The sequence below is a fragment of the Streptomyces sp. NPDC048196 genome (assembly GCF_040652715.1).
Taxonomy (GTDB): domain Bacteria; phylum Actinomycetota; class Actinomycetes; order Streptomycetales; family Streptomycetaceae; genus Streptomyces; species Streptomyces siderophoricus.
In genome coordinates this window covers 47,017-72,681 of record NZ_JBEZMM010000032.1, presented here as the reverse complement: position 1 = coordinate 72,681, position 25,665 = coordinate 47,017, and the positions used below count along the sequence as shown (strand labels likewise).

Below are 25,665 nucleotides of genomic sequence, written 5' to 3'. Positions count from 1 at the left end.
GGTCATCCCGCCACCTCCATGACGTCCAGGGCCGAGGACAGCACCTCGACCGCGTCGCAGCCCGCGAAGACGAACGCGTCCACCCCGGCCGCCTCGAATTCCTCCCGGCGCTCGCCCGGCCGGCCGGCCAGGAACACCCGCACCGCACCCGCCGCCTTCAGTGCCGCCGCCACCGCGGCCGCCTGCTCGCCGTAGACCGCGTCGCTCGAACACAGCGCGGCGATCCGCGCACCGCTGCGGGCGAACGCCGCCGCCACCGACTCCGCGTCCACCGGCTCCTGCACGGTCTCGATGCCGCCCGCCTGGAACAGGTTGGCGGTGAACGCCACCCGCGCGGTGTGCGCCGCGACCGGGCCCAGCGCGGCCAGGAACACCTTCGGCCGGGCCCCGGCCGCCGCCAGATGGGCGTCCGAACGGGCCCGCAGCACCTCGTACGCATCGTCCCTGCGCACCCGCGGCAGCCCACCGGACACCGGCGCGGGCGCCGGCTCGCGCTCCACCGGCGCCTCGGCGAGCAACGGGAACTCGCTGACACCGGTGATCGGTTCGCGGCGGTGCGCCAGGTCCTCGGTACGGCGCGCCCAGGTCTCCGCCAGCCGCTCGCGGAGCAGCCCGGAGCGCAGTGCCGCGGCCTGACCGCCCGCGGTCTCGATCTCCTGGAAGAACGCCCAGCCCGCGCGGGCGAGTTCATCGGTCAGCTGCTCCACGTACCAGGAGCCGCCCGCCGGGTCGATCACCTTCGACAGGTGCGACTCCTCCAGCAGCACCGACTGGGTGTTGCGGGCGATCCGCCGGGCGAAGGCGTCGGACAGGCCGAGCGCCGCGTCGAACGGCAGCACCGTCACCGCGTCCGCACCACCGACCCCCGCCGACAGCCCGGCGACCGTGGTGCGCAGCATGTTCACCCACGGGTCCCGACGGGTCATCATCACCGGCGAGGTCACCGCGTGCTGGACCTGCGCGGACGCGCCCGGCGCGGCCCCGCACACCTCCGCGACCCGCGCCCACAGCCGGCGGGCCGCGCGCAGCTTGGCGATGGTCAGGAACTGGTCCGCGGTCGCGGCGTAACGGAACTCCAGCTGCCGGCAGGCGTCGTCGATGCCCACCCCGGCCGCGGTCAGGTGCCGCAGATAGGCGACGCCGGTGGCGAGGGAGGTGCCGAGCTCCTCGGCCGCCGAGCCGCCCGCCTCGTGGTACGGCAGCGCGTCGACGGCCAGCGCCCGTACCCCGGGCGCCTCCGCGAGGCAGCGCCCGGCCAGCCGGGCCGCCGCCTCCAGCTGCACCCGCAGCTTGCTCTCGTCACCGGTACGGGCCAGCAGCCCCAGCGGGTCGGAGCCCAGCGCGCCGGTGACCTCGGCCGCCGGCACACCGGCCGCGGCGTACAGGCGCAGCAACTCCTCGGCGGCCGGGGCGAAATCGGCGCCCGCGTCCAGCACCACCGCGGCCAGGTCCAGATAGACGCCCTTGAGCGCCTCCGCAAGACCGGACACCGGCACCCCGCCGTGCCCGACGGTCAGCCAGACCGAGGTGACGCCGTTCTCCAGATCGGCGAGCACCGCTTCGTTGGCGCGCCGTGGATCGGTGTGCACCTGGCGCTGGCGTACGTCCCAGCCGGCGACGGTCGTGCCCTCGGGCCGGCCGCCCCGTACGAAGGGCGGGAACCCGGGGCGGCCCGAGGCGGCCGCACCGTCCTCGGCGGTGTAGAGCGGGCGGACGCGGATCCCGTCCTGGAGATCCGTGGCGAGCGCGTCCTCGGCGGCGGCACCCGTGGCCTCGGTGACGCCCGATTTGCGCAGCACGCCTTCGACAAGGCGCTGCCACTGCTCGCGATCGGCATCCGGGAAGGCCGCGGCCAGGGGGAGTTCGGTGGACTCGGCGGTCATGGCAGCAGGCTAGGCGAACGACCGTTAGCTGGAGCAGGGGCTCCGGCTGTGACGTTGCACTCGTTGACCACCCCCGCATGTGCGTATCTATGCGTCGCTGACCGGTTCTGTACGGTGATCCCGGACACCCGAAGACCCCGGAGACCGACCGAGGAGCACGATGTCCAGGGCGCCGCACCGCCGCACCACGGCCCTCGCCGCCCTGCTCCTGGCCGTCGCCGCGCTGCTGTGGGCACTGCCCGGGTCCGGCGGCCCCCGCCGGGCGGCCGGCTGCACCGGACGCCGGATCGCCTCCTGGTCGGTCGATTCCCGGCAAACCGCCGCATTCGCCCGCTACGGCAACGACAACACCCGCACCGACGACTGGACCGGCGGCGACGGCACCCACTCGGTGCGCCTCCCCGACGGCCGCACGCTCTGGCTCTTCTCCGACACCTTCCTCGACCGCGTCCAGCCACCCCCCAACCCACAGGGGCGGCACAGCCGTTGGCGCACCGCCGACCACGGCACCCCGTACCTCCGGCACAACTCCCTGGTGGTGACCTCCCGTTCGGGCCGGCCGGAACGCACCCTGACCGGCGGCACCCCGACCGCACCCGGCCCGTACTTCCCCGACCCGCCCGACGGCGGCTGGCGCTGGCCGGTCCAGGCGCGGGTCGAGCCCCGGACGCCCGGCGCCGCCGAGCGCGTGGTGCGGGTGCTGCTGTGGCGCCGGGCGCCCGGCACCGGACCGTGGATCTTCGGAATGCCGTACGGCACCGAGGTCGCCACCCTCTCGCTGCCCGGCCTGCACCTGGAACGCATCGACGAAACCGTCGGCCCGGACGCCGCCGCCGACCCCGGGCGGCGCGTGCAATACGGCGCTGCGGCCGTCCGGGCCGGCCGCTGGACCTACGTCTACGGCGCCGACGACCCGCCCTCCGCACCCGCCTCCCGCGCCTACCTCGCCCGGGTCCCCGTCGGCCGGCTCGCGGACCGCGGCAGCTGGCGCTTCTGGGACGGCACCCACTGGCAGCCACGGGCCGGCCGGGCCGCACCGGTGCTGCGGGACGACGGCCGCCGCGGCGTCGGCAGCGCCTTCACCGTCGTCCGCGACGGCGGCGGCACCTCCCGGGCCTGGGTGCTGTTCACCATGGACACCGGGGGCGGTGGCACCGCCGGGATGCGCAGCCTCACCGGCTACTGGGCCTGCGCACCCGAGGGCCCCTGGCACGGCCCGCACGGCCGGATCACCCCGCCCCGGCCGCCCGCCCCCGACCCGCAGTGCGTCGTCGCCTACAACCCGCAGGCCCACCCCGGATCCACCACGGACGGCACCCTGCTGCTCAGCTACGACATCAACTGGCTCGGGCCGCCCGGCGTCCCGGCCGACCCGCACGTCAACGGCGACGTCGACCTCTACCGGCCGCGCTTCCTCCGCGTCACGATGACGGACACCGCACCCTGACGGCCGGCCCGGCGGACCTCAACTCCCGTGCCGCTCCCGCCACTTGCCGGCCTGCTCGTCGATGTCGAACGGCACCAGATTCAGCGGGGGGCCCTCCAGGGGAGTGCGCAGCGCGGCACGGATCCGCTCGTTGACCGCCGTCAGGATGCGCCGCAGCGCGGCCTCGGTCGGGGCGTTCGCGGCCGCCTCGCGCGCCTCCTCGGCCTCCTTGCGCAACACCAGGCTCGGCGGCAGGTAGGAGAGGTGCTCCCGCTGCATCTTCTCCTTGATCCACCACATCTCGTCATACGGCTGATCGAGGTGCGGAAGGGGCTTGCCGGCCCCGGGGAGGTCGGCGAAATCGCCGCGCTCCGTCGCCTCGCGGATCTGCTTGTCGACCCAGCTCTCGAAGCTGACTCCGGGTGGTTTGCGCTCGGACATCGCAAGGACTCCCCACGTCGCGGCTCTGGTCCGGCCCTGTGATCAGCCTACGCCGCCGCCCCCGGTACCGCCGGTGCCGCCCGGCGTGGTCGGGCTGGGCTGGACGATCGGGAAGGCGTTGTTGCCGCCGCACACCATGGGGCCGACCCGGACCGTGTCGCCCACCAGGGTCACCATCACCTGATCCGGCGGCTTGTTCCCCGGCACCCGGGCGTTGGCCGCGGTGCACACCAGCTGGTTGAGCGAGGCGGAGTCCAGCAGCTTGACGTTCATCGGCAGGTGGATCACGACCGTGCCCTCGCCGGTGGTGGCGGTCAGCGGGCCCGGGAACTTCGGCAGCACGCTGGACAGGCCGCGCATCCGCTCGGCGTGGTTGGGCCCCTCCATCAGCAGTGACAGCGCCTGGTCCGGGTCGACCGGGGCCTTCGCCGGCCGGGTCGCCGACCGCAGACCGGACGGCCCGTAGAAGAACAGCTGGACATCGGCCGCGGGCTGGCCCGGCGACTTCACCCCGGAGGCGGGCTCACCGGCGTCGATCACATCAGTGGGCGCGATACCGCAGCCGGCCAGCGCACCGGCCAGCGCACCGCTGACCACCCCGCCCAGCATGCGGGCCCTGGGCGTTCGCGGGGCGTTCCGGCCGTTCATGGCGCTCATCCGTCGTTCTCCTCACCGGCCGCGCGGTTCCCTTCGGTCCCGTCCGCCGCGTCCGCCCCGTCCGTCCTGCCCGGACCGTCCGCCGCCCCGGCCGTGCCGCCGGGCCCGGCCGGCTCGTCCTGGCGCAGCGGGAGGTCCACGGTGAACACCGCGCCGCCGTCGGGAGAGTTGGCCGCCCGCATCACGCCGCCGTGCAGCCGTACGTTCTCCATCGCGATGGCCAGCCCCAGACCGCTGCCCTCCGAACGGGCCCGGGCCGAGTCCGCCTTGTAGAACCGCTCGAAGACGTGCGGCAGGACCTCGGGGTCTATTCCCGGGCCGCTGTCGCGGACCTCGATCAGCAGGCGGTCCGCGCCCGGCTCCGGGGCGTGCAGCACCACCCGCACCGGCTCGCCGCCGTGGTGCAGCGCATTGCCGACCAGGTTGGCGACCACCACGTCGAGCCGCCGCGGATCGAGCTGGGCCCGGACGTCCTCGGGCAGGTCCGCGGCCACCCGCTTCTGCCAGGCCCGGGCCTGCAGCGTCTTGCGGATGGTCTCGGCGACATCCACCTCGTCCAGATGGAGCGCCGCGGCGCCCGCGTCGAACCGGGAGACCTCCATCAGGTCCTCCACCATCCGCGCCAGCTTGCCGGTCTCCTGGCTGATCAGCCGGACCGCGGAGGCGGTGTCCGGGTCGAGGGAGTCGGCGTCCTCGTCGAGCACGTCGGTCACCGCGGTCATCGCCGCCAGCGGCGTGCGCAGCTCGTGCGAGACATCGGCCGCGAACCGCCGGGAGTTGGCCTCCAGGCGGCGCAGCTCGGCCATGCTCTCCTCCAGCCGGGCCGCCATGTCGTTGAACGTGCGGGACAGGTCGGCGAGTTCGTCGCCGCCCTTGACCTCCAGCCGGGTGTCCAGTTTGCCCTCGGCGATCCGCCCGGCGGCCTGCCGCAGCCCGCGCACCGGCCGCAGCACCCCGCGCGCGGCGAGCAGCGCCGGGATCACGGCGAGGATCAGCACCGGCAGGGCACCCCGCTGGGCCGCGGTCACCAGCGCCTCGACGTTGGACTCCTCCGCACTGAGCGGCAGTTGGGCATAGACGGACAATGCGGACGCCTGCCCGTCGGACTGCCGCACCGGCATGCCGATCAGCAGCCAGGGCGACCCCGCGCGGTTGATCCGCTGGAAGGCCGGGACGTGCCGCTTCTCCACCGACGCCTTCAGGTCGGCCGGGATCACCACACTGCGCTGCAGCCCGCCCTCATCACTGTCCGGAACACCGAGATAATGTACGGAAATATCCCATTCGCGGGATTTGCCGGAGCGTTCCAGCTGCACCCGGAAGTTGTCCAGGTCCGCCTGCGTCGGCGGCACCGTCAGCTCCGGCGCGAGCGAGTTCACCTGCGCCCGCAGATCGTTCACCGCGATGTCCTGGGACCGCTGCAGAATGGCGTTACGGGCCTCGCGGTACGTCAGCAGCGCCGTGGTCAGCGCACTGACGGCCGCCACCACCAGGAACCCCACGACGAGCCGCGCCCGCAGACCACGCAGCAGGGTGCGCGACGGCACCCGGCCGGCGAGGCGGTTCACAGCGGACCGAAGCGGTAACCGAAGCCGCGCACGGTCTGGACGTAACGGGGGCTGCGCGGGGTGTCCTCTATCTTCGTCCGCAGTCGCATCACACAGGCGTCCACCAGCCGCGCATCGCCGTGGTAGCTGTGCTCCCACACATGCTCCAGCAACTGCTGGCGGCTGAAGACCTGCCCCGGCGTCGCGGACAGGAACAGCAGCAGCTTCATCTCCGAGGGCGCCAGTGCCAGGTCCTTGCCGCCCTTGGCGACGACCAGACCGGCCCGGTCGATGGCCAGTTCGCCGTAGGTCTCGACCGGCGCGGGCCCCGGCTCCACGGCCGGGGCACCGTCGGCGGGCAGCGCCGTACGGCGCAGCACCGCCCGGATGCGCGCCTCCAGCACCTCACCACGGGCCGGTTTGACGATGTAGTCGTCGGCCCCCGCCTCCAGCCCGAGCACCACGTCCAGATCGTCGCCGCGGGCGGTGAGCATGATGATCGGCAACTGCCGCTCGGCGCGGATCAGCCGGCACACCTCGAAACCGTCCTTGCCGGGGAGCATCAGATCCAGCAGCACGATGTCCGGGCGGAACCCGGGCAGCGCCGCCAGACCCTCCTCGCCGCTGGCCGCGGCCGCCACTTCGTGGCCGCGCCGCCGTAGCGCGAGGGACACTCCGTCCCGTACGGCGGCGTCGTCCTCGATCAGAAGTACTCGTGGCATGGCTCCAGTATCAATAAGTTTCATGATGGATCCGTAACAGGAGCAGCCATCCCGGCCCGGGACGCATCTGTCGTGGTGAAGACGGCGGATGCCTCCGGCACCCGCCGTCCGCACGGACACCGGCACGGCATAGGGGACGGGATCGGGATGGCTCGGCGCTTCGGTATCGAGGGCGGCATCATCGGAGTGGTGGCGGCGGCGGTGGTGTCGCTGGGGATCGTCGGGGCGGTCGCCTCCGGCCAACTGGGCGGTCCGTCCAAGGCCGAGGCGGACACCCTCGGCCGGCAGGCCCAGCGGGCACCGAAGATCGCCCCCGTCGACCCGGCCATCGTGCACGCCTCCGACCGCCCCGGCCGCAGCCTGAACATCACCATCGACGACGGCCCGGACCCGGTCTGGACCCCCAAGGTCCTCGACGTACTCAAGAAGCACGACGTCAAGGCCGTCTTCTGCATGATCGGCCCGCAGGCCAGGGCCCACCCCGACCTGGTCAAGCAGGTGGTGGCCGCCGGGCACAAGCTCTGCGACCACACCGTCAGCCACAACACCGGCATGGACCACCAGCCGGAGAGCTACCAGTCGCAGCAGATCCTCGACGCCCAGAAGATGATCGAGGACGCGGCGGGCGGCGCGAAGGTCGACTACTACCGCGCACCCGGCGGCGCCTTCACCCCCTACAGCCGGAAGCTGGCCGCCGCCCACGGGATGCGCCCGCTCGGCTGGAACGTCGACAGCAAGGACTTCGAGAGCGGCAGCGTCGAGGCGATCGAGGCCACCGTCCACGGGGAGATCACCAACGGGCCGACCGTCCTCTTCCACGACGGCGGCGGCAACCGCGCCCTCACCGTCGCGTCGCTGGACCGCCTGCTGCCGTGGATGAAGCAGCAGGGGTACGGCTTCGGGTTCCCGAAGCGCTGACCCACGCCTTCCGCAAGCTGTGAAGCGGCCGTCGCCCCGGGGAACTCCCCGGGGCGACGGCCGTTCTGCGAGCCGGCGGCGCCGGTGACGTCACGGCGCGGTCGGCCCAGTCCGTGGGCCCAGTCTCTGAGCGGCGGTCTATGTTCGATCTGTCTGCGGGCGTCGGTCGGCTGTGGTGTTTCCGGGCGTCGGCCGACATGTGGTGTTTCCGGGCGTCCGCCGCTGTCCACCCGCCCACCGGCCCGCTTTCCTCCGTGGTCCTACGCCGCGCCGAACAGCTCGGCGAGCCCGCGGTCCATGCCCAGGTAGGCGAGTTCGCTGCCGGCCGGCACGGCCTCGTACGACCGGTCCAGGAACCGCCGCACGTCCACCGTGTCCAACTGCACCATCGCGATGCCCTCGTCCGCGTGGAACTCCATCACCGTGCGGTCCGGGCCGCACGGCCGTACCCGGACGTCGCCCTGCCCGGCCGGCGCCCGCAGCCCCTCCGCCAGCAGCTCACGCGCGAACGCCCAGTCCACCGCCGAGCCGTCCAGCGAGATCTCCGGCGGGAAGGACATCCGTACGGCCAGCGGGTCGGCGGGCTGGTAGTGCAACACCGCGGGCACCGCGTACGGGCCGGGGGCGGTGGCGATGAGACGGACCTGGACGGCGTGGTCGATGACGGTGTTCATCGCGCTGCTCCCTCACGGCTGTTGTTGGGCAATGGCTCGTCCAGTAGGACGGTGTGCCCGCTCTCGCCGTGCACGCGACAGGGGTGTGATGTATCTCATGTTGCCGGGCTCTTGTCGGAACGGTGCCGCCCCTGCTGCGTTCTCCCCGAACTGCCCGGGAACTGCCGGGAATCCACCGGGGCCGCCGGGGATTCCCCGGCTGGAACCAGGAACTCCGCCAGAATCCCCGGTGCTGCGGCCGTCGCGAATCCGGCCGCCTCGCCGGCCGCCAGATCCCGGATGCGGTAGCCGTCCTCACCCGCCGCGACCGCCGCGGTCAACGTGACCAGACCGGACCGGCGGGTGAACGGCGAATCCGTGAACGTCCACGCCGCGATCGCGGACCGCTGGAGGACGAGGGTGTCGCGGCTGAAGGTGCCCGACCGGGCGACCAGGAAGCCGCCCTGAAGACCGTGCCCCAGATTGCGGTACGCGTCCCGCGCCAGCCACAGCACCAGCGGCGTGGCCACCACCGCGAAGGCCCAGGCGCACTGCAGCAGTACGGGGGTGAGAGCCACCCCCAGTCCGGCGAGCAGCGCGGTACCGGGCAGCACGACGAACAGCATCCCGCGCACCCGGCGGCGCCGGAGGGCGGCGCGGGGGTGGGGGGTCAGGGGAGCGGGGGTGGGCGGGAAGGCTGGGGTGGCTGGGGTGGCTGGGGTGGCTGGGGACGGGGTGGCTGGGATGGACGGGGGTGCGCTTTCGATCCCGGGCGTGAGGTTGGGTGTGGGTGTGGGTGTGGGCGGGTGGGGGTGGCTCGTCCCGGTTCCGGTTCCGGTTCCGGTCCCGGTCCCGGTTCCGGTCCCGGTTCCGGCTCCGGTCCCCGTTCCGGTCCCCGTTCCGGTCCCCGTTCCGGTCCCGGGGAAGGGGGTGCCGAGCGTGCCCGCCGCCACCCGCAGTGCCTCCGCGCGCGGTGCCGGCGGCAGCAGTCCGCTCCGCTTGCGGTTCTCCTCGCGGTTGCCCAGGCCACCGGCCACCGCCCTGACCAGCGCACCACCGCCGGCCCGCAACAGCAGCGGCTCGCGCAGCAACACCCCACGCAGCCGGGCGCGTTCGATGGCGACCGACCGGGTCGTGAACAGTCCGCGCCGCACCTGCAGCGTGTGGTCGTCGGTCCACTCCAGGCGGTAGTTCCACCAGTTCTCGACGTAGAGCCCGAGGGCACCGGCCGAGCCCAGAGCGAGGACGGCCAGCAGCGCCACCGGGACCGTCACCCACAGGGCGCTGGTGCCGAACTCGGCGAACGCCTGCCGGACGATGCCGAGTTTCCACGGCTCGATGCCGATGCCGTCCAGCACCCGGTAGGCCGAACCCGCCGCCGCGAACACCCCGCCGACGATCCAGAACGTGAGCGGCGCGTACCGCAGCCAGCGCCAGTCGATACGGGCCACCACCGGGTCGCCGTCGGCCGCCGCACTGCCGGCCCGGGCCAGCAGTTCCGCACGCAACCGGGCCGCATCGCTCACCGCCAGAGCGTCCAGCGACAGTGCCCCGCCGCTCTCGCCCGAGCCGGCCGTACCGGCCCGCAACACGGTGACGCCCAGCAGCCGGTGCAGGGGTGACGCGGTCAGATCGACGGTGCGGATGCGGTGCAGCGGGATGCTCCGCAGCCGCCGGTTGAACAGCCCGCTGCGGATGTCGAGGGTGGGAGCGTTCCGGGTGCTGGCGTTACGGGTGGGGGCGCTACGGGTGGGTGCGTCCTGGGTGGGGGCGTCCCGAGTGGAGGCGTTACTGGTTGGGGCGGCGCTGCCTGCGGGGCCGGGCCGCTCAGCCGTGTGGCCCGCCGCGACGGCCTCCCCGTTGAGGCTCACCCGGAACTCGGTGCGGGCCCAGCGGATCAGACCGAGCGTGGTGACGACGGCGAACGAGGCGGCGATGACGGCCAGGGTGATCCAGCCACGGGCGCTGATCCGGCCTCCGGTGGCCAGCGCCGTCAACGCCAGCGAACCGAGCGGTGCCGCCATCCAGCCGCAGTGCACCAGCAGCGTCCGCGGATCCAACCGCCGCCACTGGGACGGGTGCGAGGGGTGATCCCACTGCGCCGGCCGCGCCGGGTGTGAGGTGCTCATACGGCATCACCCGGCACCTGCTGGGCGGCCTCGCCGATCCGCCGCGAGAGTTCCTCGGCGTCCGCGTCCGACAGCCCCGCGATTTTTATGTCCCCGGCGGTCGAGGCGGTGGTGACGGTCACCGTCGCCAGCCCGTACCGCCGCTGCAGCGGACCGCGCACGGTGTCCACCGTCTGCACCCGGGACAGCGGGGCGATCCGCCGCTTCTGCCAGAACCAGCCGCCCGCCGCGTACACCGCCCGCTCGCCCAATTCCCACGCGTGCACCGCGTACCGCCACCGCGGCATCACCAGGAGATAGCCGAGGCCCGGCACGACGAGCACGACCAGCAGCAGGGGTCCCAGCCACGGCAGGGCACCCGGGAAGAACAGCACGGACAGGACCGCCATGACGAGCGCGGTCAGCAGCATCGGACCGCTGAGCGTCAGCAGCGCCTGCACCGCCCACCAACGGCGGGCCCGTGGATCGACGCGATGGCGGGGCGGTCGCAGGACGAGGGCGGCGTGGGGCTCGGCCTCGGGCTCGGACATGCGGAGTCACCGTTTCCAGGTCAACTGTATTGGATGGCGATACGTTATAACGGTACAAGCGACTTGCAAAAATGCCCCTCGAAAAGGCGGCCCCACCTGGGACGACCAACGACCCTGCGGGGAGTGGGGACATAGCGGAACGAGAAGCGAGAAACAGGAAGCAACTCCCACGACAGGCAGCAGGGGAAGTGGCAGAGGAAGCGGGGGGGGGGAGCGGCAGGACAAGAAGCCGGACAAGTAGCGGTTCAAGAAGAGGGACAACAAGCCGGACAAGTGGCGGTTGAAGAAGAAGGACAACAAGCGGGAAAGGAAGTTCTCCGCCGTGCCCAAGAAGGTGGACCACGAAGCCAGACGGCAGGAGATCTCCGCCGCGCTCTGGCGGATCGCCGTCACTCGTGGCCTCGACGGCGCCAGCCTGCGTGATGTCGCCGCCGAGGCCGGCATCTCGCTCGGCCGGCTGCAGCACTACTTCCGTACCAAGGACGAGATGCTGCTCTTCGCCCTCCGGCGGATCAACCAACTGGCCGCCGATCGCATCCGCGAGCGCATCGAGGCACTCGCGGGCGAGCCGACACCCCGGGAGGTCCTGCGCGCCTGCCTCTCCGGGATGCTGCCGCTGGACGAGAAGAGCCGCACCGGCCTGCTGGTCGGCGCCGCCTACTACGTGCGCGCCGTCCACGACCCCGCACTGCGCGCGGAGGCCCAGCAGGGCATCCCGCAGCTCCGCGACTTCTTCGTCAGCCAGCTCCAACGTGCTGTGGAACGCGGCGATTTGGTCCCCGAGCGCGCCACCGAGGAGGAGGCCATGCTGCTGATCAGCCTGGTCGATGGCCTCGCCACCTACGTCCTGCTGGATGTCCATCAGCCGGAAACCGCCCTCCGCCTCCTGGACCGCCATCTGGAGAACCTCTTCGAGGACGGGTGAGGTCGAGGGGGCGGGAGGCGGGTGGTGGCCGCCTGCGGGTGGTGCGGGGCCTACGCCTGGCGCAACAGGGCGGCGAGATCCGCCTCGACGTCCAGATGCCGGCCTTCGTCGCCCTGCGCGACGACCCCGTACGACAGCTCCAGGAACTCCCGCAGCTCCTGCGCCACGAACTCCACGACCGCCATCCCGCCGTCGGTGCGCAACTCGACCATGATCTCCTCGGGCGTACAGGGCCAGATCTGTACGTCACCGGCCCCGGCCGGCCCGTACAACCCCTCCTCCAACAGCTCCCGGCCGAACGTCCACACCACCTCGGCCCCGTCCAGCGAGGCCGCCGGCGGAAAGACCAGGCGCACCGCGAACGGGTCGGTGCGGTCGTACCGCAGGCTCGCCGGAATCACCCGCGACCGGGGAGCGGTCGCGATGAGACGGGCCTGAACGGCATGGTCGATGACGCTGGACATCGCGCGGCTCCCTAACGGTGGTGACGATGGTGCGGGTCTGCGGAACCGCGCATCGCTGACTCCGCGACCTGCGGTCGCAGAGGAGTGCGGATGCGGCCCCCGCCCATTAGGACGAGCGGGCGGCGGGCCCGGGTGCGCCGTTCGCCGCGGGATTACGCGTGAGCTGCGTCACGGGGGAGATCGGTGGGGAAGGCCGGTGGGGGGGAGGGGTGAGGCAGGCGGCGCCAGCTGGCTGTGCCATCTGATGACGCATCAGAGTCTGTCGCCATGTCTCCGTATATATCAGCGAATTGGCCCTTCACCGCCCGCCAGACGGTCTGGACGTGACCAACGAGCTCGGCTAGCTTCCACGCACTGACGTGAGCGGGGTGGGGCGTGAGCGGGGTGGGGCCGATGCGGCGCACGATGCGCACGAAGCGCAGGGTAAACGGGGACAGGGGCATGGCCGAGGGCGTTGACGTCGGAGCCGGAGCCGGAGCCGGAGCCGGAGCCGGCGTCGGAGTTGGCGTTGGAGTTGGCGTTGGCATGGGAATCGGCGTCGGGGTGGGCACCGGTAGCGGCGCCGGCACCGGCATTGGTACGGGCACGGGCATGGGTATGGGTATGGGCACGGGCATGGGTATGGGCAGCGCAAGGCGAACTCGCCTTCACACCCTGGTGGTTGGCGTGACGGCATGCGCAGCCGCACTCCTCTCCCTCGCCGTCGGCCCGGCCGCCGCAACGCCCACCCAGTCCAAGCCGCCCCTCCCGCCCGGCCCGACGGCCGCCCGCGAGCCGGTCTCCGCGGTGGCACTCACCGGCCCGCACGCCGGCTGGCACCTCAAGGACAGCGGCAGCACCGCCCGGTTCCGCGGCCTGGCCGCGGTCAGCCGGAGCACCGCCTGGGTGGCCGGAACATCTGGCACCGTGCTGCGCACCCGCGACGGCGGCCGACACTGGGCCGACGTATCACCACCGGGTGCCGCGAAGTGGGAGTTCCGCGACATCGAGGCCTTCGACGCACGCCGTGCGGTCGTCCTGGCGATCGGCGAGGGCGAAGCGTCCCGCGTCTTCCGCACCGACGACGCAGGCGCCACCTGGACGGAAAGCTTCCGCAACACCGATCCCCGCGCGTTCTACGACTGCCTCACCTTCTTCGACCGGCGCCACGGCATTGCCCTCAGCGACCCCGTAGACGGCAGATACCGCGTGCTGTCCACCGGGGACGGCGGCCGCAGTTGGCACGTACTGCCGTCGGACGGGATGCCTCCTGCACAACAGGGCGAGGCCGCGTTCGCCGCCAGCGGCCAGTGCCTGGTCTCCGCCGGCAGCCGCGACGCCTGGATCGCGACCGGTGGCGCGGCCACCGCCCGGGTACTGCACTCCGCCGACCGCGGCCGCACCTGGTCGGTCACCGACGCCCCGATCCCCGCGGGCGACCCGGCCCGCGGCGTCTTCGCGCTGTCCTTCCGCGACCGCGCCCACGGGCTGGCGGTCGGCGGCGACTTCCGCGCCGACCAGCCGTCGCCCCGCGCGGCCGCGGTCAGCGACGACGCCGGCGCCACCTGGACGGCGGCCACCCGCCCTCCGCAGGCGTACCGCTCGGGCGTCGCCTGGCTCCCGCACTCCCGCCGGATCGCCCTGGCGGTCGGCCCGTCCGGCAGCGATCTGACCGTCGACGGCGGCCGCACCTGGCACCCGTTCGACACCGGCTCGTACGACACCGTCGACTGCACCCCGGACCTCGGCTGCTGGGCCGCGGGCGAACACGGACGGATCGCACGCCTGGAGCCGTGAGCACCTCCCCGGAGCGCCTGGAGTCGTGACCCGCGCAGGTGTCTCCGGGGGTCTAGTGGCGTCTAGCGGTGTCTTCGGGGGTTTACGGGCGCCTTTGGGTGTCTTCGGGCGTCTTAGCGTGTTTAGTGGACGTCTTCTGGTGTTCTCCGCGCCTCGTCAGTCCATCAGGCTGCCGAGGCGCCCCTCCAGTACGACCAGCAACTCACTGAGTGCAGCGGACAGTTCCTGCTGTCGCTGATCACCGATGCCGTCGAGCAGCGAAGCCTCGTACCGCAACTGCTCCGGCAGCAGCCGGTCGATGATCTCGCGGCCCTCGTCGGTCAGCGACAGATGGGCGACCCGGCGGTCCCGGTCGTCGGGCCGCCGGGCGATCAGCCCCCGCTCCTCCAGTTGCCGCACCCGCTTGGTCACCGCCGCACCGGAGGCGAACGTCTCGCGGGCCACCCGCCCGGGCGTCAGCTCGCGGTCCATCCGGCGCAGTGTGCCGAGGATGTCGAACTCGGGACGGGTCAGCCCGGCCCGCCGCAACGGTGCATCGGCCGCCTGCTGCAGCAGCGCGGAACAGCGGTTGAGCCGTCCGATCACCGCCATCGGGCCGGTGTCCAGCCCGGGGTGCACCTGCTGCCACTGGCGCAGCACCCCTGCGACGATGTCCTCGGTCACCCGCACTCTCCTCCCGACCATTGCGTACGCCTTCAATTGTGCCTGCTCATACGACACCGGCCGCCCGCCGCGGGCACGGGCCGCGGGCCGCGGGCACGGACCGGGGGAGGGGCACCGGCTGGGGGAGGAGGAGGCACAGGCGAAGGGGCAGCGGGCGGAGCAATGGCCGGAGCCGGACGATGCCGGATGGTGCCGTGTGGCTCCCACGATCAGCGTACGAGCACAGAAGCTGAGCCAAAGCCGGCGCAGGAGCTGGACGATGCCGGACGGTGCCGCGTGTGGCTCCCATGGTCAGCGCGCGAAGGCCGAAGCAGACGCCGAAGCCGGAGTCGGTGCCTGAGCTGGAGCCTGAGCGCGAGCGGACGCAGACGTTGAAGCGACGCGGCAGCCGAAGCCGAAGCCAAAGCCGGAGCCGAAGCCGAAGCCGGAGCCGGAGCCGGAACCTGAGCGGGAACGGGCGCAGACGTTGAAGCGACGCGGCAGCCGAAGCCGAAGCCGAAGCAGAAGCAGAAGCAGAAGCAGAAGCCGAAACCGGAGCCGGAGCTTGAGCGGGAGCGGACGCAGACGCTGAAGCTCCGCGGCGGCCGAAGCCGAAGCCGGAGTCTGAGCGAGAACGGGCGCAGACGCCGAAGCCGAATCCCGAGCGGACGCGCGAGTCGCAGGCTAAGTCGGAGCCGAAGCAGACGCGGCACCCGAAGCGTGAGCAGATCCGGACGTCGCCGCAGACGTCACCGCAGACGCCGCCGCAAACGTCGCTACAGAGGACGCTGCAGACGTCGCCATAGACGCCTGCGCAGGCACGGAAGCCGGTCCCGACAGCGCTCGTACGAGGCTGGCCAGCGTACGGTGCCCCTGCTGCTCGGCGCGGGCGATCCGTTCCTCCGGAAGCGCGCGCTGCCACCACTCGCCGGACGCCACCTCCACCGCCTCACGGAGTTCGACCAGCCCCCCGGCCAGCCGGCCACGCGCCCGGCCGAGCTTCCGTACGTCGTCCCCCTCTGCCGGCCGTGACGACGGCTCGGCCGTGCGGGCGAGCAGCTCCCGCGCGGCACCCTCCGCCGCCACCACCCTCTCCAGCGCGCATTCGATCCGGTCCGCGGCCCGCCGATTGGGGACCAGCATGCAGCAGGCCACCCCCACGGCCGCGCCCACCACCGTGTCGATCCAGCGGTCCGCGATCAGCGTGTGCGCCGGCAGCGGATTGCCGAATTCGGTCAGCAGCAGCGCCATCGGCGTCACGCAGACCGACCCCAGCCAGTAGTTGCGGGTGATGCACGCCTCTGCCCCGAGCTGGAAGGCCAGCGCCAGCCCGATCATCGCGAGCTGGCCCGTGTGGATCAGCGGCAGCAGCACCGTGAACAGCAGCAGCCCGAGCAGATTGCCGAGCGTGCGTTGCAGGGCGCGCTGCCAGGAGAGTGTGGTGTTCGCCTGGTAGATGGAGGCGGCCGTGACCACGGCCCAATACGGATGCCCGACACCGACACCCATGGACGCCCAGCCCGCCAGTACACACCCGACGGCGACCCGCGCACCTATGGGGAGCAAGGGCGACCCCGGGGCGAGCTGCGCCAACACCGCACGTACGGCACCCACGCCCCGCGAAGGCCCCTGCGCGGGCAGCCGCAGCCCGACTGCCCCCTCGTCACCAACAATGGCCGTGCCCTCCGCGGCAACCCCCGCCCATTCCTCGGCCTCCGCCGCCGAGAGCGTGACCTGCGGCATCGACCGCCCACTCCGCAACGCACGAGCCCACCCACCGAGCCGCTGGCCCTCGGCCACCCGCCCCAGCCATTCCGCCGCCGTCACCCTGCCCCGTGCCGTCACCCCTGCCGGCGTCGCAGTGCCTCCCCCTACCGTCGTCCCTGCCGAGGCCCCTCCGTGCGCCGTCGTCCCTCCCCCTACCGTCGTCCCACCCAGCGCCGACTCCCCACCCAGGGCTGACTCCCCACCCAGGGCCGACTCCCCACCCAGGGCTGACTCCCCACCCAGGGCCGACCCTTCACCCAGGGCCGACTCCGCCCGCACCAGCAGTCGTTCAAGTGCGGCACGGCTCGCGGCCTTCTCCGGGGTACGAGCCGGCACCAGGAACAACGTGTGCCAGGCCGCATTGACCGCAGCCGCGGCCCCATGCCGAGCCTGCGCCACACCCGCGTGCGCCACTGACGCCTCTCCCGCTCCCGCGTGCTGCACCACTCCCGCTCCCGCGCGCGCCACTCCCTCGTGCCCCACGCCCGCCTGCGCCGGCTCAGCGCGTACCGGTGCAGCGCGCATCGGTGCAGCGTGTACCGCTCCCGCGTCTACCGCCCCCGCGAACACCGGCGACTCCTCCCCGTCCGCATGGCCAGCGCCCCCGCTGAGACCTTCCGCCGCGCCCCTCTCCCCCTCCACCCCACCCCTTCCGCCCCTTCTGCCCCTTCCGCTCCTTCCGCTCATTCCATCCACGACGTTCATCTCTTCCGCGCGCAGCAGTGCCGCCGCGGCCTCCAGCGCTCGGGCGACGGCGATCCGCTCCGGACCGTGCGGCCGTACGAGCGCGGGCGCCATACACACCAGCCACGCCAGTACGCCGGTCCCGAGCGCCAGCGCGAGATGGAGCGGCACCTGCGCGAGGCGCTGCGGCACGAAGAAGGCCGACGCCGCGATGAACGTGAGGATGATGTTCCCCGGCGGCCCGATGCGCGTGGCGTCGCAGAACACCTTGTGCACGGCCGCGACCAACGAGGCGAGGAGCACCAGCACAGCGGTCGAGGTGACGAGCGAAGCCGTGACCAGGGCGACGCCCAGGCTCGCGATCATGCCGAGCACGACCCACGGCAGCGTGCGGGCGCGAGCGGCGTAGGGCAGCCCATGCGCGTACAGGGCGCACATCGCCCCGGCCGAGGTGTAGAGGACCAGATCCAGCCGGCCCAGCGCGAACAGCGCGAGGTCGGGGATCCCGAGAGCCACGACCGCGCTCAGCGCCGGCTTGTGCCAGATGTCGACGGGACGGCGTAGTCGCACGGTGCTCTTGATCGGCAACGGCCGGACGCGCACCACGACGCTCCCCGGCCCGAGGTTCCGGCGCCCTCTCGTCCACATCCCGGCAGGCCTGGCGTGCTTTCCCATACCGTCAGGCTAGCAGGAAATTCCCAAGTGTTTTACTTGTGAAATATAGGTCTGGTATGCCTCCGGCTCTGGCCCAGTTGCAACGGGAGCGACAATGGCCGGGTGCCAGCCGCCAAGAAGAAGACCATGACCGCCCCGGCGTCACCGGAGCGCCGCCGCGAACTGCTCAACACCGCGGCCGAGGTGTTCGCCGCCCAGGGGTACAACGCCACCACCGTCCGCCGCATCGCGGACGAGGCCGGAATGCTCGCGGGCAGCCTCTACTACCACTTCGACTCCAAGGAATCGATGCTGGACGAGATCCTGTCCACGTTCCTGACCGAGCTCTGGGACGGCTACGACGCCGTACTCGCCGCCGGACTCGGCCCCCGGGAAACCATCGAGGCCCTGGTCACCGAGTCCTTCCGGGAGATCGACCGGCACCGCGCCGCCGTCGCCATCTATCAGAAGGAGGCCCGGCACCTCGCCGACCAGCCTCGCTTCGGCTATCTCGCCGACTCCCAGCAGAAGTTCGAAAAGGCGTGGCTGGGAACCCTGGAACGAGGCGTGGCCGACGGCGTCTTCCGCGCGGACCTCGACGTCCGGCTCACGTACCGCTTCGTGCGCGACACCGTCTGGGTCGCCGCGAGCTGGTACCGCCCGGGTGGCCTCCACAGCCCCGAGGAGATCGCCCGCCAGTACCTCTCCATGGTCCTTGACGGCATCGCCGAACGCGGCTGACCACCATCCCGTAAGCAGCTCACCGCAATCAAGCAAGCCCGACACGCAAGCCCTACGTAATGGGCTCACCGGGCTCAACGCATTCAAACGGGCTCAACGCGGCAACGAACGAAGGGCCGCCGATTCCCCGACGGCCCACCCCTCACACCTCAATGCCCACAGCTCACTACTCGCTGCTCATTGCTCACTGCTCAAACTGAATGCCCACCCCTCACGACTCACAGCCTCAGCAGGAAACGTTCTTCACATACAGCGCGCGCGGAATCCCCGTCGTCCCGTACCGAACGTCCTTCGTCGCCCCCTTGGGAAGGCGACCGCTCGGGTCCTTGTGGTGAGGAATGACGATCTTGTAGCACGACACGCGCTGGGTGCACAGATTCGACAGGCGGACGTATCGCTGCTGCCCCTTGTTGAAGTACTTCCGTACCTTGACGCACTGCGGTGAGTGGTCGGCGGCCGCCGCCGGCGACGAGGTGGCCAGTGTGAGCGAGGCGCTGCACGCCACCGCGGCCAGGGCTATAGACATGATCTTCCGCACGTGATCTCCCCCGGTGGAAACTCAGATTCAATCCCCCGCGAAGCACGACCCGCTTCGCACGTTCATTCCCCATTGTCCACACGAGCCCCAGGAAAACCCCCTCGGGGGGTCTCACAGGGACAGAAGCGCGACACAAGAGCGACCTTTCCGGAACCAGCCCCCGCCCAGCCCACCCCTGCCGCCGGCCCTCCCACCACACCAGCTCGTGCCGAACACGCCACGCCAGCTCAGGCCGAACACGCGACGCCAGCTCGGGCCGAAGGCACCACGCCTGCTCGGGCCGAAGGCTCCGCGCCTGCTCGGGCCGAAGGCTCCGCGCCTGCTCGGGCCGAAGGCGCAGGTCAGGCGGAGGTGCCGCGGCAGCTCGGGCCGGAGGCACAGGCCAGGCGGAGGCACCACGGCAGCTCGGGCCGAAGGTACACGTCAGACGGAGGCGTTACGCCAGCTCGGGTCCAAGGCGCAGGTCAGGCGGAGGCACCACGGCAGCTCGGGCCGAAGGCGCAGGTCAAGCGGAGGCGTTACGCCAGCTCGGGTCGAAGGCTCAGGTCAGGTGGAGGTGCCAGGGCAGCTCGGGCCGAAGGTACACGTCAGACGGAGGCGTTACGCCAGCTCGGGTCCAAGGCGCAGGTCAGGCGGAGGCACCACGCCAGCTCGGGTCGAAGGCTCAGGTCAGGTGGAGGTGCCAGGGCAGCCCGGGTCGAAGGTGCCACGCCACCTCAGACAGAAGGTGCCACGTCGGCCAGGTTCCGGCCCCGGTGACGCCCGGCAGCCACTCCCGTTCCTGACCGTCGGCCGGCCACAGTTGGTCACCCGCCGACACAGACACTCCAGGCACGCTGCGACCGCTCGCCGCGCTGAGGCGGCTCGGTCACGTCACCTGCTCGTCCTGCCACGATCAGTACTCCACCGCACCGTCCGAGCTCTCCGCGCACCTGCCCCGCCCTCAGCCCGCAGCCTGGGTCCCACCGCATTCGCCGCGCATACCTGGCTTACCCCTGTGGGCCGCTCTCCCCGGGGCCCCGGCCCCCCGCCCCCCGCCCCACCCCAGCCCTCCCGCGTCCCAGCCTCGCCCCACCCCCACCCCTCCCGCGCCTCAGGGCCTCGCCCACCCCGCAATCGCCAATTACCCGCTACCACTCAAGGGCGGTAAATCACCCCGCGAGCGAGAGGCGCCCACCTGGCCGCCCAGTCACCCGAGGACCTGCCACCCGACGACCCACCACCCGACGACCCACCACTCGACCACTCACCCGGGCCGCCCCCAACCAACAAGAGCCAGCCACCCCCCTCACCCCCCCGTCACCCACCCCGTCACCCTGCTCACCCCGCTCGCGTTGCTGACTCGCTGACTCCCTCACTCGCTGACTCGCTCACTCGCGGGTGGGCGTGCCGTCACCACCCGCAGTCCTCGGTCTGCGAACTCCCGGCGGGTAGCCTCCTTGGCGCTCGCGTCGGTGATGAAGGTGTCAAAGACGTCCGTGTCACCGACCCGGGCGAAGCACCGTTCGCCGATCTTCGACGAGTCCGCGACGACCACCGCACGCCGCGCGCGCTCCGCCATGAGGCGGTTGACCCGGGCCTCGGCCTCGTCGTGAACCGTGGCCCCCATCACCGGATCCATGCCGTTCGCGCCGATGAACGCGATATCGATCGAGATCTGCTGGAGCACCAACTCGCTGAAGGGACCGACCAGTTCGAACGACCGCGAGTGCGCCACCCCACCCGTGAGCACAATCTTGATCTGCGGCCGCACGGCCAGCTCATTGGCGATGTTCAGCGAATTGGTGACGATCGTCAGATGCGGCTGCGGGCCTGCCTCCGCGAAGTCCGGACGTGTGGCGAGCGCCCGAGCGATCGCCGTGGTCGTGGTGCCACCGCTCAGCCCTACGACGTCACCACGATCGACCAGCTTCGCCGCGGCCTGGGCCACCGCCTCCTTCTCCGCTGACCGGTGCGCATGCTTGTAACGGATCGGCAGGTCGTACGCCACCGAGCTGAGCACCGCCCCGCCCCGGGTGCGGGTAAGCAACTGCTGCTCGGCGAGAGCATCCATGTCGCGCCGCATCGTGGCGGCCGAGACCTCCAGTGCGGTCGCTGCCTCCTCGACATCCACCCGACCCCGCTCCCCGAGCAGCTCGAGCAGTGCGTTCATCCGTTCATGGCGCTTCATAGCGCGAGCCTAATTCGTCTCAATCGACCGCGATGACGCCCGGTCGGCACCCCTCGTTCATCACCTCTCTTGCCTCCTCCTCCTCCTTCTGCTCTGTCTCTTCCCTGTCTGGCCCCGCCTCCTTGTATGTCTGGCCCGCACTCAGCCATGCGTCCGTGCTCAGCCATGCGTCCGTGCTCAGCCCTGGGCCTGAGCTCAGCCATAGGCCCTTCCCCGGCCCTGAGCCCGTGCTCAGCCATAGGCCCGTGCTCGGCCCCGGGGCTCGGGCTCAGCTATGAGCCTGTGCTCAGTCGTGATCCCCAGGTCAGCCATGGAAGCGGGTACTCAGCCGCGCGCCGGTGCCTGGGCCGCGTACTGCTCCGGGACCGTCGCCGGAGTGGCCAGCACGCCCAGCAGTCGGGCGGCCTCTTCGGCCACGGCCTCCCGGGCCGGCTTGACGTACTTCCGGGAGTCGACCAACGACGGGTTCGCATCCAGCGTCCCGCGTATCGACTGGGTGAAGACGGAGACCAGATGAGTGGAGATGTTGATCTTCGTCATTCCGGCTGCGATGGCGCGGCGCAACTCGTCGTCCGGCACGCCGGAGGACCCGTGCAGGACCAGCGGCACCGGCAGCGCGGCACGGAGCGCCGCGATGAGCTCCTTGTCCAGGACGGCCGTGCGCTCGTGCATCGCATGGGACGAGCCCACGGCCACGGCGAGGGCGTCCACGCCTGTCGCGCTGACGAATGCCAAGGCCTCGTCAGGGTCCGTTCGCACGCCCGGTGCGTGTACGCCGTCCTTGCCGCCCACCTCGCCGAGCTCCGCCTCGACATAGGCACCACGGTCGTGGCACCAGGAGGTGAGTTCGGCGGTGGTGGCGACGTGCTCCTCGTAGGGGAGTGCGGAAGCGTCCACCATGACCGAACCGACCCCTGCGGTGATGCCCTCGCGGACCAGGTCGGCATCGGTGATGTGGTCGAGATGGACCGCGATCCGGGCGTTGGAGCCTTCGGCAAGGGCCAGCGTGGCGCGGGTGATGGGGAGCAGGCTGCCGTGGTAGCGGATGCAGTTCTCGCTGATCTGCAGGATCAGCGGAATGCCGGTGCGTTCGGCCGCGGTGACGAGTGCCTCGGCGGTTTCCAGGTGGATGACGTTGAAAGCCGCTGCGCCGACGTGCGCCTCACGTGCGGCGTCGATGAGGGATGAGGTGGGGACCAGGGGCATGGGATGTGAACTCCCTTGCAGAGCAGGCGTGATGGAGAGGGAGGGCGGGCGGGGCGGAGGAGCGGCGGGCTATGAGGCAGCCGGGGCCTCGAGCATCACCGAACGGGTCAGGCTGCGCGGGTTGTCCGGGTCCAGGCCGCGGGCCCGGGCACGCTCCAGCGCCACCCGTTGGACCAGGACCAGCTCGGCCAGCGGATCGCGCGCATGGCGCACGAAACGCGCACCCGTCCGCACCACATCGGCCTCCAGCCCCTCCGGGGCCTCACCGAACAGCCAGGTCACCCGACCGGGCGCGGCTATCGAGATGGGGCCGTGGCGGTACTCCATCGCGGGGTAGGACTCCGTCCAGCTCTGCGAGGCCTCCCGCATCTTGAGGGCCGCTTCGTTGGCGAGACCGAACGTCCAGCCCGTGCCGAGGAAGGAGAACTGCTCGGCGTCCACCCACTCCCTTTCGACCGTTGCGGCCAGGGCCTCTTCCGCGTCGGTCACAGCCCGGGAGAGGTCCTCGCCCAGATGCGCGCGCAACAGCGTCAGTGCCGTGGTCGCGAAACGGGTCTGCACCACCGACTTCTCATCGGCGAACGGAAGCTCGACCGTTTCGTCGGACAGAGCGACCGCCGGGGTCTCGGGATCACCGAGGATCGTCACCGTTGGAATGCGTCCCTTGACCGCGTCGAGGATCCGCAGCACCTCGGTCGTGGTGCCCGAGCGGGTGATCGCCACCACCGCGTCATAGCCGCGATCGCCGCCGAGGAAGGCTTCGGAAGCGGCGAACGGGTCCGTCACGCCCAAGCCGGCGCTCTCGCGCAACGCTGCGTACGACTGCGCCATGAACCATGAGGTGCCACAGCCGATGACGGCCACTCGTTGGCCCGCCTTCGGCAGCGGGCCGGCCGCCGCTCCGATCCGTGCGGCCTGCCGCCAGGTCTCCGGCTGGCTGTGCAGCTCCTGCTCCATGTACGAGGTCTCGCTCATGGCCCACCCTCCCGTGATGCGTGAAGCGGTCCTGCTCCGTTGCGGCCGGTTCCCTCCGGCCTCGACTGGATACTCTGCGATCTGGTTGCTCGAAACTGCAACTTCCTCGTCTGTTGCAATCGACTGTACGCATCACCGGCTCTGCGATCCATCCCTCGAAAGGGTGGCTGCGGACAGGAGGTGAGGGGAGCTCCCTGCCGTGCTTCGCGGTTCTGAGGTCACAGGTAGGTGTTGACAGTTGCGCGAACGGAGTCAAATACTCGCATGATCAATCACTCGTGCAATCGCTGACGCACTCACTCACGCAGCAAGGCCGCCCCGCCGCACAAAGGACTTCCCATGTCCACTGCCACGATTTCCGCGACGCCTCCGCCGCCGTCCGCCGGGACTTCCGGCCGCACCGGCAGGCTTTTCGCGCTCACCGGCGCCATCGTTGGCGTCATCTACGGCTACGACACCGGCAGCATCTCCGGTGCCCTGGTGTTCCTGAGTAAGGACTTCCACCTCACCGAGACCGAAAAAGGGCTGGTCAACAGCGTCTTGGTGTTCGGCTCCATCGTGGGGGCACTGATCGGCGGCAAGCTCGCCGACGCGTTGGGGCGGAAGGCGGCGATGCTGATCGTCGCCGGCTCGTACGCGGTGTTCGTCGCGCTCTCCGCCGCCGCGCCCAATGTCGTCGTGCTGGACGTCGTCCGGTTCCTGCTCGGCGTCGCCATCGGTATTTCGATCGTCGCCGCGCCGCTCTACGTCGCCGAATCCACCCCGGCCCGTATTCGAGGCGCCTCGGTCGCCGCCTATCAAGTGGCCACGGTCGCCGGGATCGTCCTCACCTACTTCGTCAACTGGGGACTCTCCGGTGGCGGGCACTGGCGCTGGATGCTCGGTCTCTCCGCGATCCCTGCCGCGCTGGTCCTGATTCCGCTGCTCCGGTTGCCGGACACCCCGCGGTGGTACGTCCTCAAGGGACGCACGGAACGGGCCGTCGAAGTGATGGCCGTGACCGACCCGGACGTCGATCCTCGCGCGGAGGTCGCGGCCGTCAGCGCCGCGCTCGCCGAGGAGAGCGGCGGATCGGCGCGTTCCCTCCTGCGCAAGCCCTACGCCCGCGCGACGCTCTTCGTCGTCGGACTGGGGTTCTTCTGCCAGATCACCGGCATCAACGCCGTGACCTACTACAGCCCGCAGATCTTCGAGGAAATGGGCTTCACCGGCAACGGACAGAACTTCCTGCTGCCGTCCTTCGTCCAGCTCGCCTCATTGGCCGCCACCGTGTTCGCCATCCTCATCATCGACCGGCTCGGCCGCCGGGTGGTGCTGCTCTGCGGCATCAGCACCATGGTGGTGATGCTGGGCGTGCTGACGGCGGTGTTCGGCTCGGGAGAGCTGCACGGCACCATGACGTGGGTCGGTTTCGCGGCGATCCTGCTGTTCACCGCGGCCTTCAACTTCGGCTTCGGCTCGCTGATCTGGGTCTACGCGAGTGAGGCGTTCCCGGCGCAGCTGCGGTCCACCGGGGCTTCGGTGATGCTCACCGCGGATCTGGTCGCCAACCTGCTGATCGCGCAGTTCTTCCCCTCCCTGATGGCCTGGGCAGGAGCGGCGCGGACCTTCGCGGCGCTCGGCGTGCTGGCCCTCGCCGCGCTGGTCTTCGCGACCGTCACCGCGCCGGAGACCAAGGGGCGCCAGCTGGAGGAGATCCAGGAGTACTGGCGCAACGGCGGCCGGTGGCCCCTGGTCGGCCCGGCCGAAACGGTGAGCGCCACCCCGCTCGGCAAGTCAGCGGTGCCGCCCACCACGTCTTCCTAGCCCGCTAGCCCGCTTGCCTACTCGCCTACTCGCCCGGTCGGGGGCGCCCGGCTCTGCGCGCCACCGGGTGCCCGCCACGCCAGTCACAGCCTCAGGTCGGCAGCTGCTCCCGGTACGCCTCCAGGGCCGGGGCGGTCGTGGTCGCCACGAATTCCGTGATCCGGTACGTGCACACACCGGCGAGGACGAACGGGTCCCGGGCCACGATCCCCTCCACGGCCGCCCGGTCCACGCCGGCAGCGAGGATCACGCCGCCGTCCCGCGGGACCTTGCGCCCGGCAGCGATGAAGTGCCCGACCGCGTACTCCTGCTGCAGCCAGGCCACATGCTCCTTGAGGACGTCCTCGACGCGTTCGAGGGGCGCGGTATAAGTCAGTTCCAGTACGAACATGGTGGCAATATATGCACCGG

22 protein-coding genes are annotated in these 25,665 nt (G+C 71.4%); 6 read left to right on the top strand and 16 right to left on the bottom strand.

All coding sequences use genetic code 11. From position 1 onward, the window contains the following. Positions 1–2: 2 nt before the first annotated feature. Positions 3–1,883, bottom strand: coding sequence for a methylmalonyl-CoA mutase family protein (locus tag AB0E02_RS26835; RefSeq protein ID WP_362143316.1), 1,881 nt, complete (start codon positions 1,881–1,883; stop codon positions 3–5). A gap of 160 nt (positions 1,884–2,043) precedes the next feature. On the opposite strand from AB0E02_RS26835, the gene AB0E02_RS26830 reads away from it, so the two are divergent. After that, positions 2,044–3,330, top strand: a complete 1,287-nt coding sequence (locus AB0E02_RS26830; protein ID WP_362143314.1) for a hypothetical protein — start codon at positions 2,044–2,046, stop codon at positions 3,328–3,330. 18 nt (positions 3,331–3,348) lie between these two features. On the opposite strand, the gene AB0E02_RS26825 is transcribed toward AB0E02_RS26830, so the two are convergent. The 4 genes from AB0E02_RS26825 to AB0E02_RS26810 are packed head-to-tail and all read right to left on the bottom strand — an operon-like array spanning position 3,349 to position 6,676. After that, entirely contained in the window at positions 3,349–3,750 is a 402-nt protein-coding gene (locus AB0E02_RS26825; protein WP_362143312.1) for a DUF1992 domain-containing protein, read from the bottom strand. A gap of 42 nt (positions 3,751–3,792) precedes the next feature. Beyond that, positions 3,793–4,407, bottom strand: a complete 615-nt coding sequence (locus AB0E02_RS26820) for a hypothetical protein (RefSeq protein WP_362143311.1) — start codon at positions 4,405–4,407, stop codon at positions 3,793–3,795. Next, complete coding sequence (locus tag AB0E02_RS26815; RefSeq protein WP_362143309.1) at positions 4,404–5,975, bottom strand: ATP-binding protein; 1,572 nt, start codon at positions 5,973–5,975, stop codon at positions 4,404–4,406. The genes AB0E02_RS26820 and AB0E02_RS26815 overlap by 4 nt, the downstream gene beginning before the upstream one ends. Then, positions 5,972–6,676 (bottom strand): response regulator transcription factor, encoded by a 705-nt coding sequence (locus tag AB0E02_RS26810; RefSeq protein WP_030415362.1) that lies wholly within the window; start codon positions 6,674–6,676, stop codon positions 5,972–5,974. The genes AB0E02_RS26815 and AB0E02_RS26810 overlap by 4 nt, the downstream gene beginning before the upstream one ends. 147 nt (positions 6,677–6,823) lie before the next feature. Between AB0E02_RS26810 and AB0E02_RS26805 the strand changes: the two genes are divergently transcribed. Beyond that, positions 6,824–7,594 carry a polysaccharide deacetylase family protein gene (locus AB0E02_RS26805; RefSeq protein ID WP_362143342.1) on the top strand — a complete coding sequence of 257 codons (771 nt, stop codon included), beginning with the start codon at positions 6,824–6,826 and terminating at the stop codon, positions 7,592–7,594. A 260-nt stretch (positions 7,595–7,854) separates the two neighbouring features. Here AB0E02_RS26805 and AB0E02_RS26800 read toward each other — a convergent pair whose 3' ends face one another. The 3 genes from AB0E02_RS26800 to AB0E02_RS26790 form a co-directional block, all read right to left on the bottom strand. After that, on the bottom strand, positions 7,855–8,268 hold the full coding sequence (locus tag AB0E02_RS26800) for an SsgA family sporulation/cell division regulator (protein ID WP_362143307.1): 414 nt from the start codon (positions 8,266–8,268) through the stop codon (positions 7,855–7,857). Positions 8,269–8,363: 95 nt separating this feature from the next. Then, entirely contained in the window at positions 8,364–10,376 is a 2,013-nt protein-coding gene (locus AB0E02_RS26795; RefSeq protein ID WP_362143305.1) for a PH domain-containing protein, read from the bottom strand. Next, a complete protein-coding gene (locus tag AB0E02_RS26790; RefSeq protein WP_362143303.1) occupies positions 10,373–10,906 on the bottom strand; it encodes a PH domain-containing protein in 534 nt (177 codons plus the stop codon). The genes AB0E02_RS26795 and AB0E02_RS26790 overlap by 4 nt, the downstream gene beginning before the upstream one ends. Before the next feature lie 280 nt (positions 10,907–11,186). Between AB0E02_RS26790 and AB0E02_RS26785 the strand changes: the two genes are divergently transcribed. Further along, the gene (locus tag AB0E02_RS26785; protein WP_362143301.1) at positions 11,187–11,831 is read left to right on the top strand and encodes a TetR family transcriptional regulator C-terminal domain-containing protein; all 645 of its coding nucleotides are present in this window, start codon (positions 11,187–11,189) and stop codon (positions 11,829–11,831) included. Between the two features lie 50 nt (positions 11,832–11,881). On the opposite strand, the gene AB0E02_RS26780 is transcribed toward AB0E02_RS26785, so the two are convergent. Then, on the bottom strand, positions 11,882–12,295 hold the full coding sequence (locus AB0E02_RS26780) for an SsgA family sporulation/cell division regulator (protein WP_362143299.1): 414 nt from the start codon (positions 12,293–12,295) through the stop codon (positions 11,882–11,884). Positions 12,296–12,952: 657 nt separating this feature from the next. Between AB0E02_RS26780 and AB0E02_RS26775 the strand changes: the two genes are divergently transcribed. Then, positions 12,953–14,071, top strand: coding sequence for an oxidoreductase (locus AB0E02_RS26775; RefSeq protein ID WP_362143298.1), 1,119 nt, complete (start codon positions 12,953–12,955; stop codon positions 14,069–14,071). 156 nt (positions 14,072–14,227) lie between these two features. On the opposite strand, the gene AB0E02_RS26770 is transcribed toward AB0E02_RS26775, so the two are convergent. Continuing rightward, positions 14,228–14,734 carry a MarR family transcriptional regulator gene (locus AB0E02_RS26770; protein WP_030415370.1) on the bottom strand — a complete coding sequence of 169 codons (507 nt, stop codon included), beginning with the start codon at positions 14,732–14,734 and terminating at the stop codon, positions 14,228–14,230. 663 nt (positions 14,735–15,397) lie between these two features. Next, on the bottom strand, positions 15,398–17,812 hold the full coding sequence (locus tag AB0E02_RS26765) for an FUSC family protein (protein ID WP_362143340.1): 2,415 nt from the start codon (positions 17,810–17,812) through the stop codon (positions 15,398–15,400). 153 nt (positions 17,813–17,965) lie between these two features. On the opposite strand from AB0E02_RS26765, the gene AB0E02_RS26760 reads away from it, so the two are divergent. Next, positions 17,966–18,559 (top strand): TetR/AcrR family transcriptional regulator, encoded by a 594-nt coding sequence (locus AB0E02_RS26760; RefSeq protein ID WP_037810438.1) that lies wholly within the window; start codon positions 17,966–17,968, stop codon positions 18,557–18,559. A gap of 226 nt (positions 18,560–18,785) precedes the next feature. On the opposite strand, the gene AB0E02_RS26755 is transcribed toward AB0E02_RS26760, so the two are convergent. From AB0E02_RS26755 to AB0E02_RS26740, 4 genes are all read right to left on the bottom strand, one after another. Further along, positions 18,786–19,097, bottom strand: coding sequence for a hypothetical protein (locus AB0E02_RS26755; protein ID WP_362143297.1), 312 nt, complete (start codon positions 19,095–19,097; stop codon positions 18,786–18,788). Between the two features lie 1,354 nt (positions 19,098–20,451). Further along, positions 20,452–21,267, bottom strand: a complete 816-nt coding sequence (locus AB0E02_RS26750) for a DeoR/GlpR family DNA-binding transcription regulator (protein ID WP_030813058.1) — start codon at positions 21,265–21,267, stop codon at positions 20,452–20,454. A 324-nt stretch (positions 21,268–21,591) separates the two neighbouring features. After that, the gene (locus tag AB0E02_RS26745; protein ID WP_362143296.1) at positions 21,592–22,473 is read right to left on the bottom strand and encodes a class II fructose-bisphosphate aldolase; all 882 of its coding nucleotides are present in this window, start codon (positions 22,471–22,473) and stop codon (positions 21,592–21,594) included. Between the two features lie 69 nt (positions 22,474–22,542). Continuing rightward, a complete protein-coding gene (locus tag AB0E02_RS26740) occupies positions 22,543–23,448 on the bottom strand; it encodes a sugar isomerase (protein WP_362143294.1) in 906 nt (301 codons plus the stop codon). Between the two features lie 339 nt (positions 23,449–23,787). Between AB0E02_RS26740 and AB0E02_RS26735 the strand changes: the two genes are divergently transcribed. After that, positions 23,788–25,254, top strand: coding sequence for a sugar porter family MFS transporter (locus AB0E02_RS26735; RefSeq protein WP_362143293.1), 1,467 nt, complete (start codon positions 23,788–23,790; stop codon positions 25,252–25,254). Positions 25,255–25,345: 91 nt separating this feature from the next. Here AB0E02_RS26735 and AB0E02_RS26730 read toward each other — a convergent pair whose 3' ends face one another. Continuing rightward, positions 25,346–25,645 carry a YciI family protein gene (locus AB0E02_RS26730; protein WP_362143291.1) on the bottom strand — a complete coding sequence of 100 codons (300 nt, stop codon included), beginning with the start codon at positions 25,643–25,645 and terminating at the stop codon, positions 25,346–25,348. Positions 25,646–25,665 lie beyond the last annotated feature (20 nt).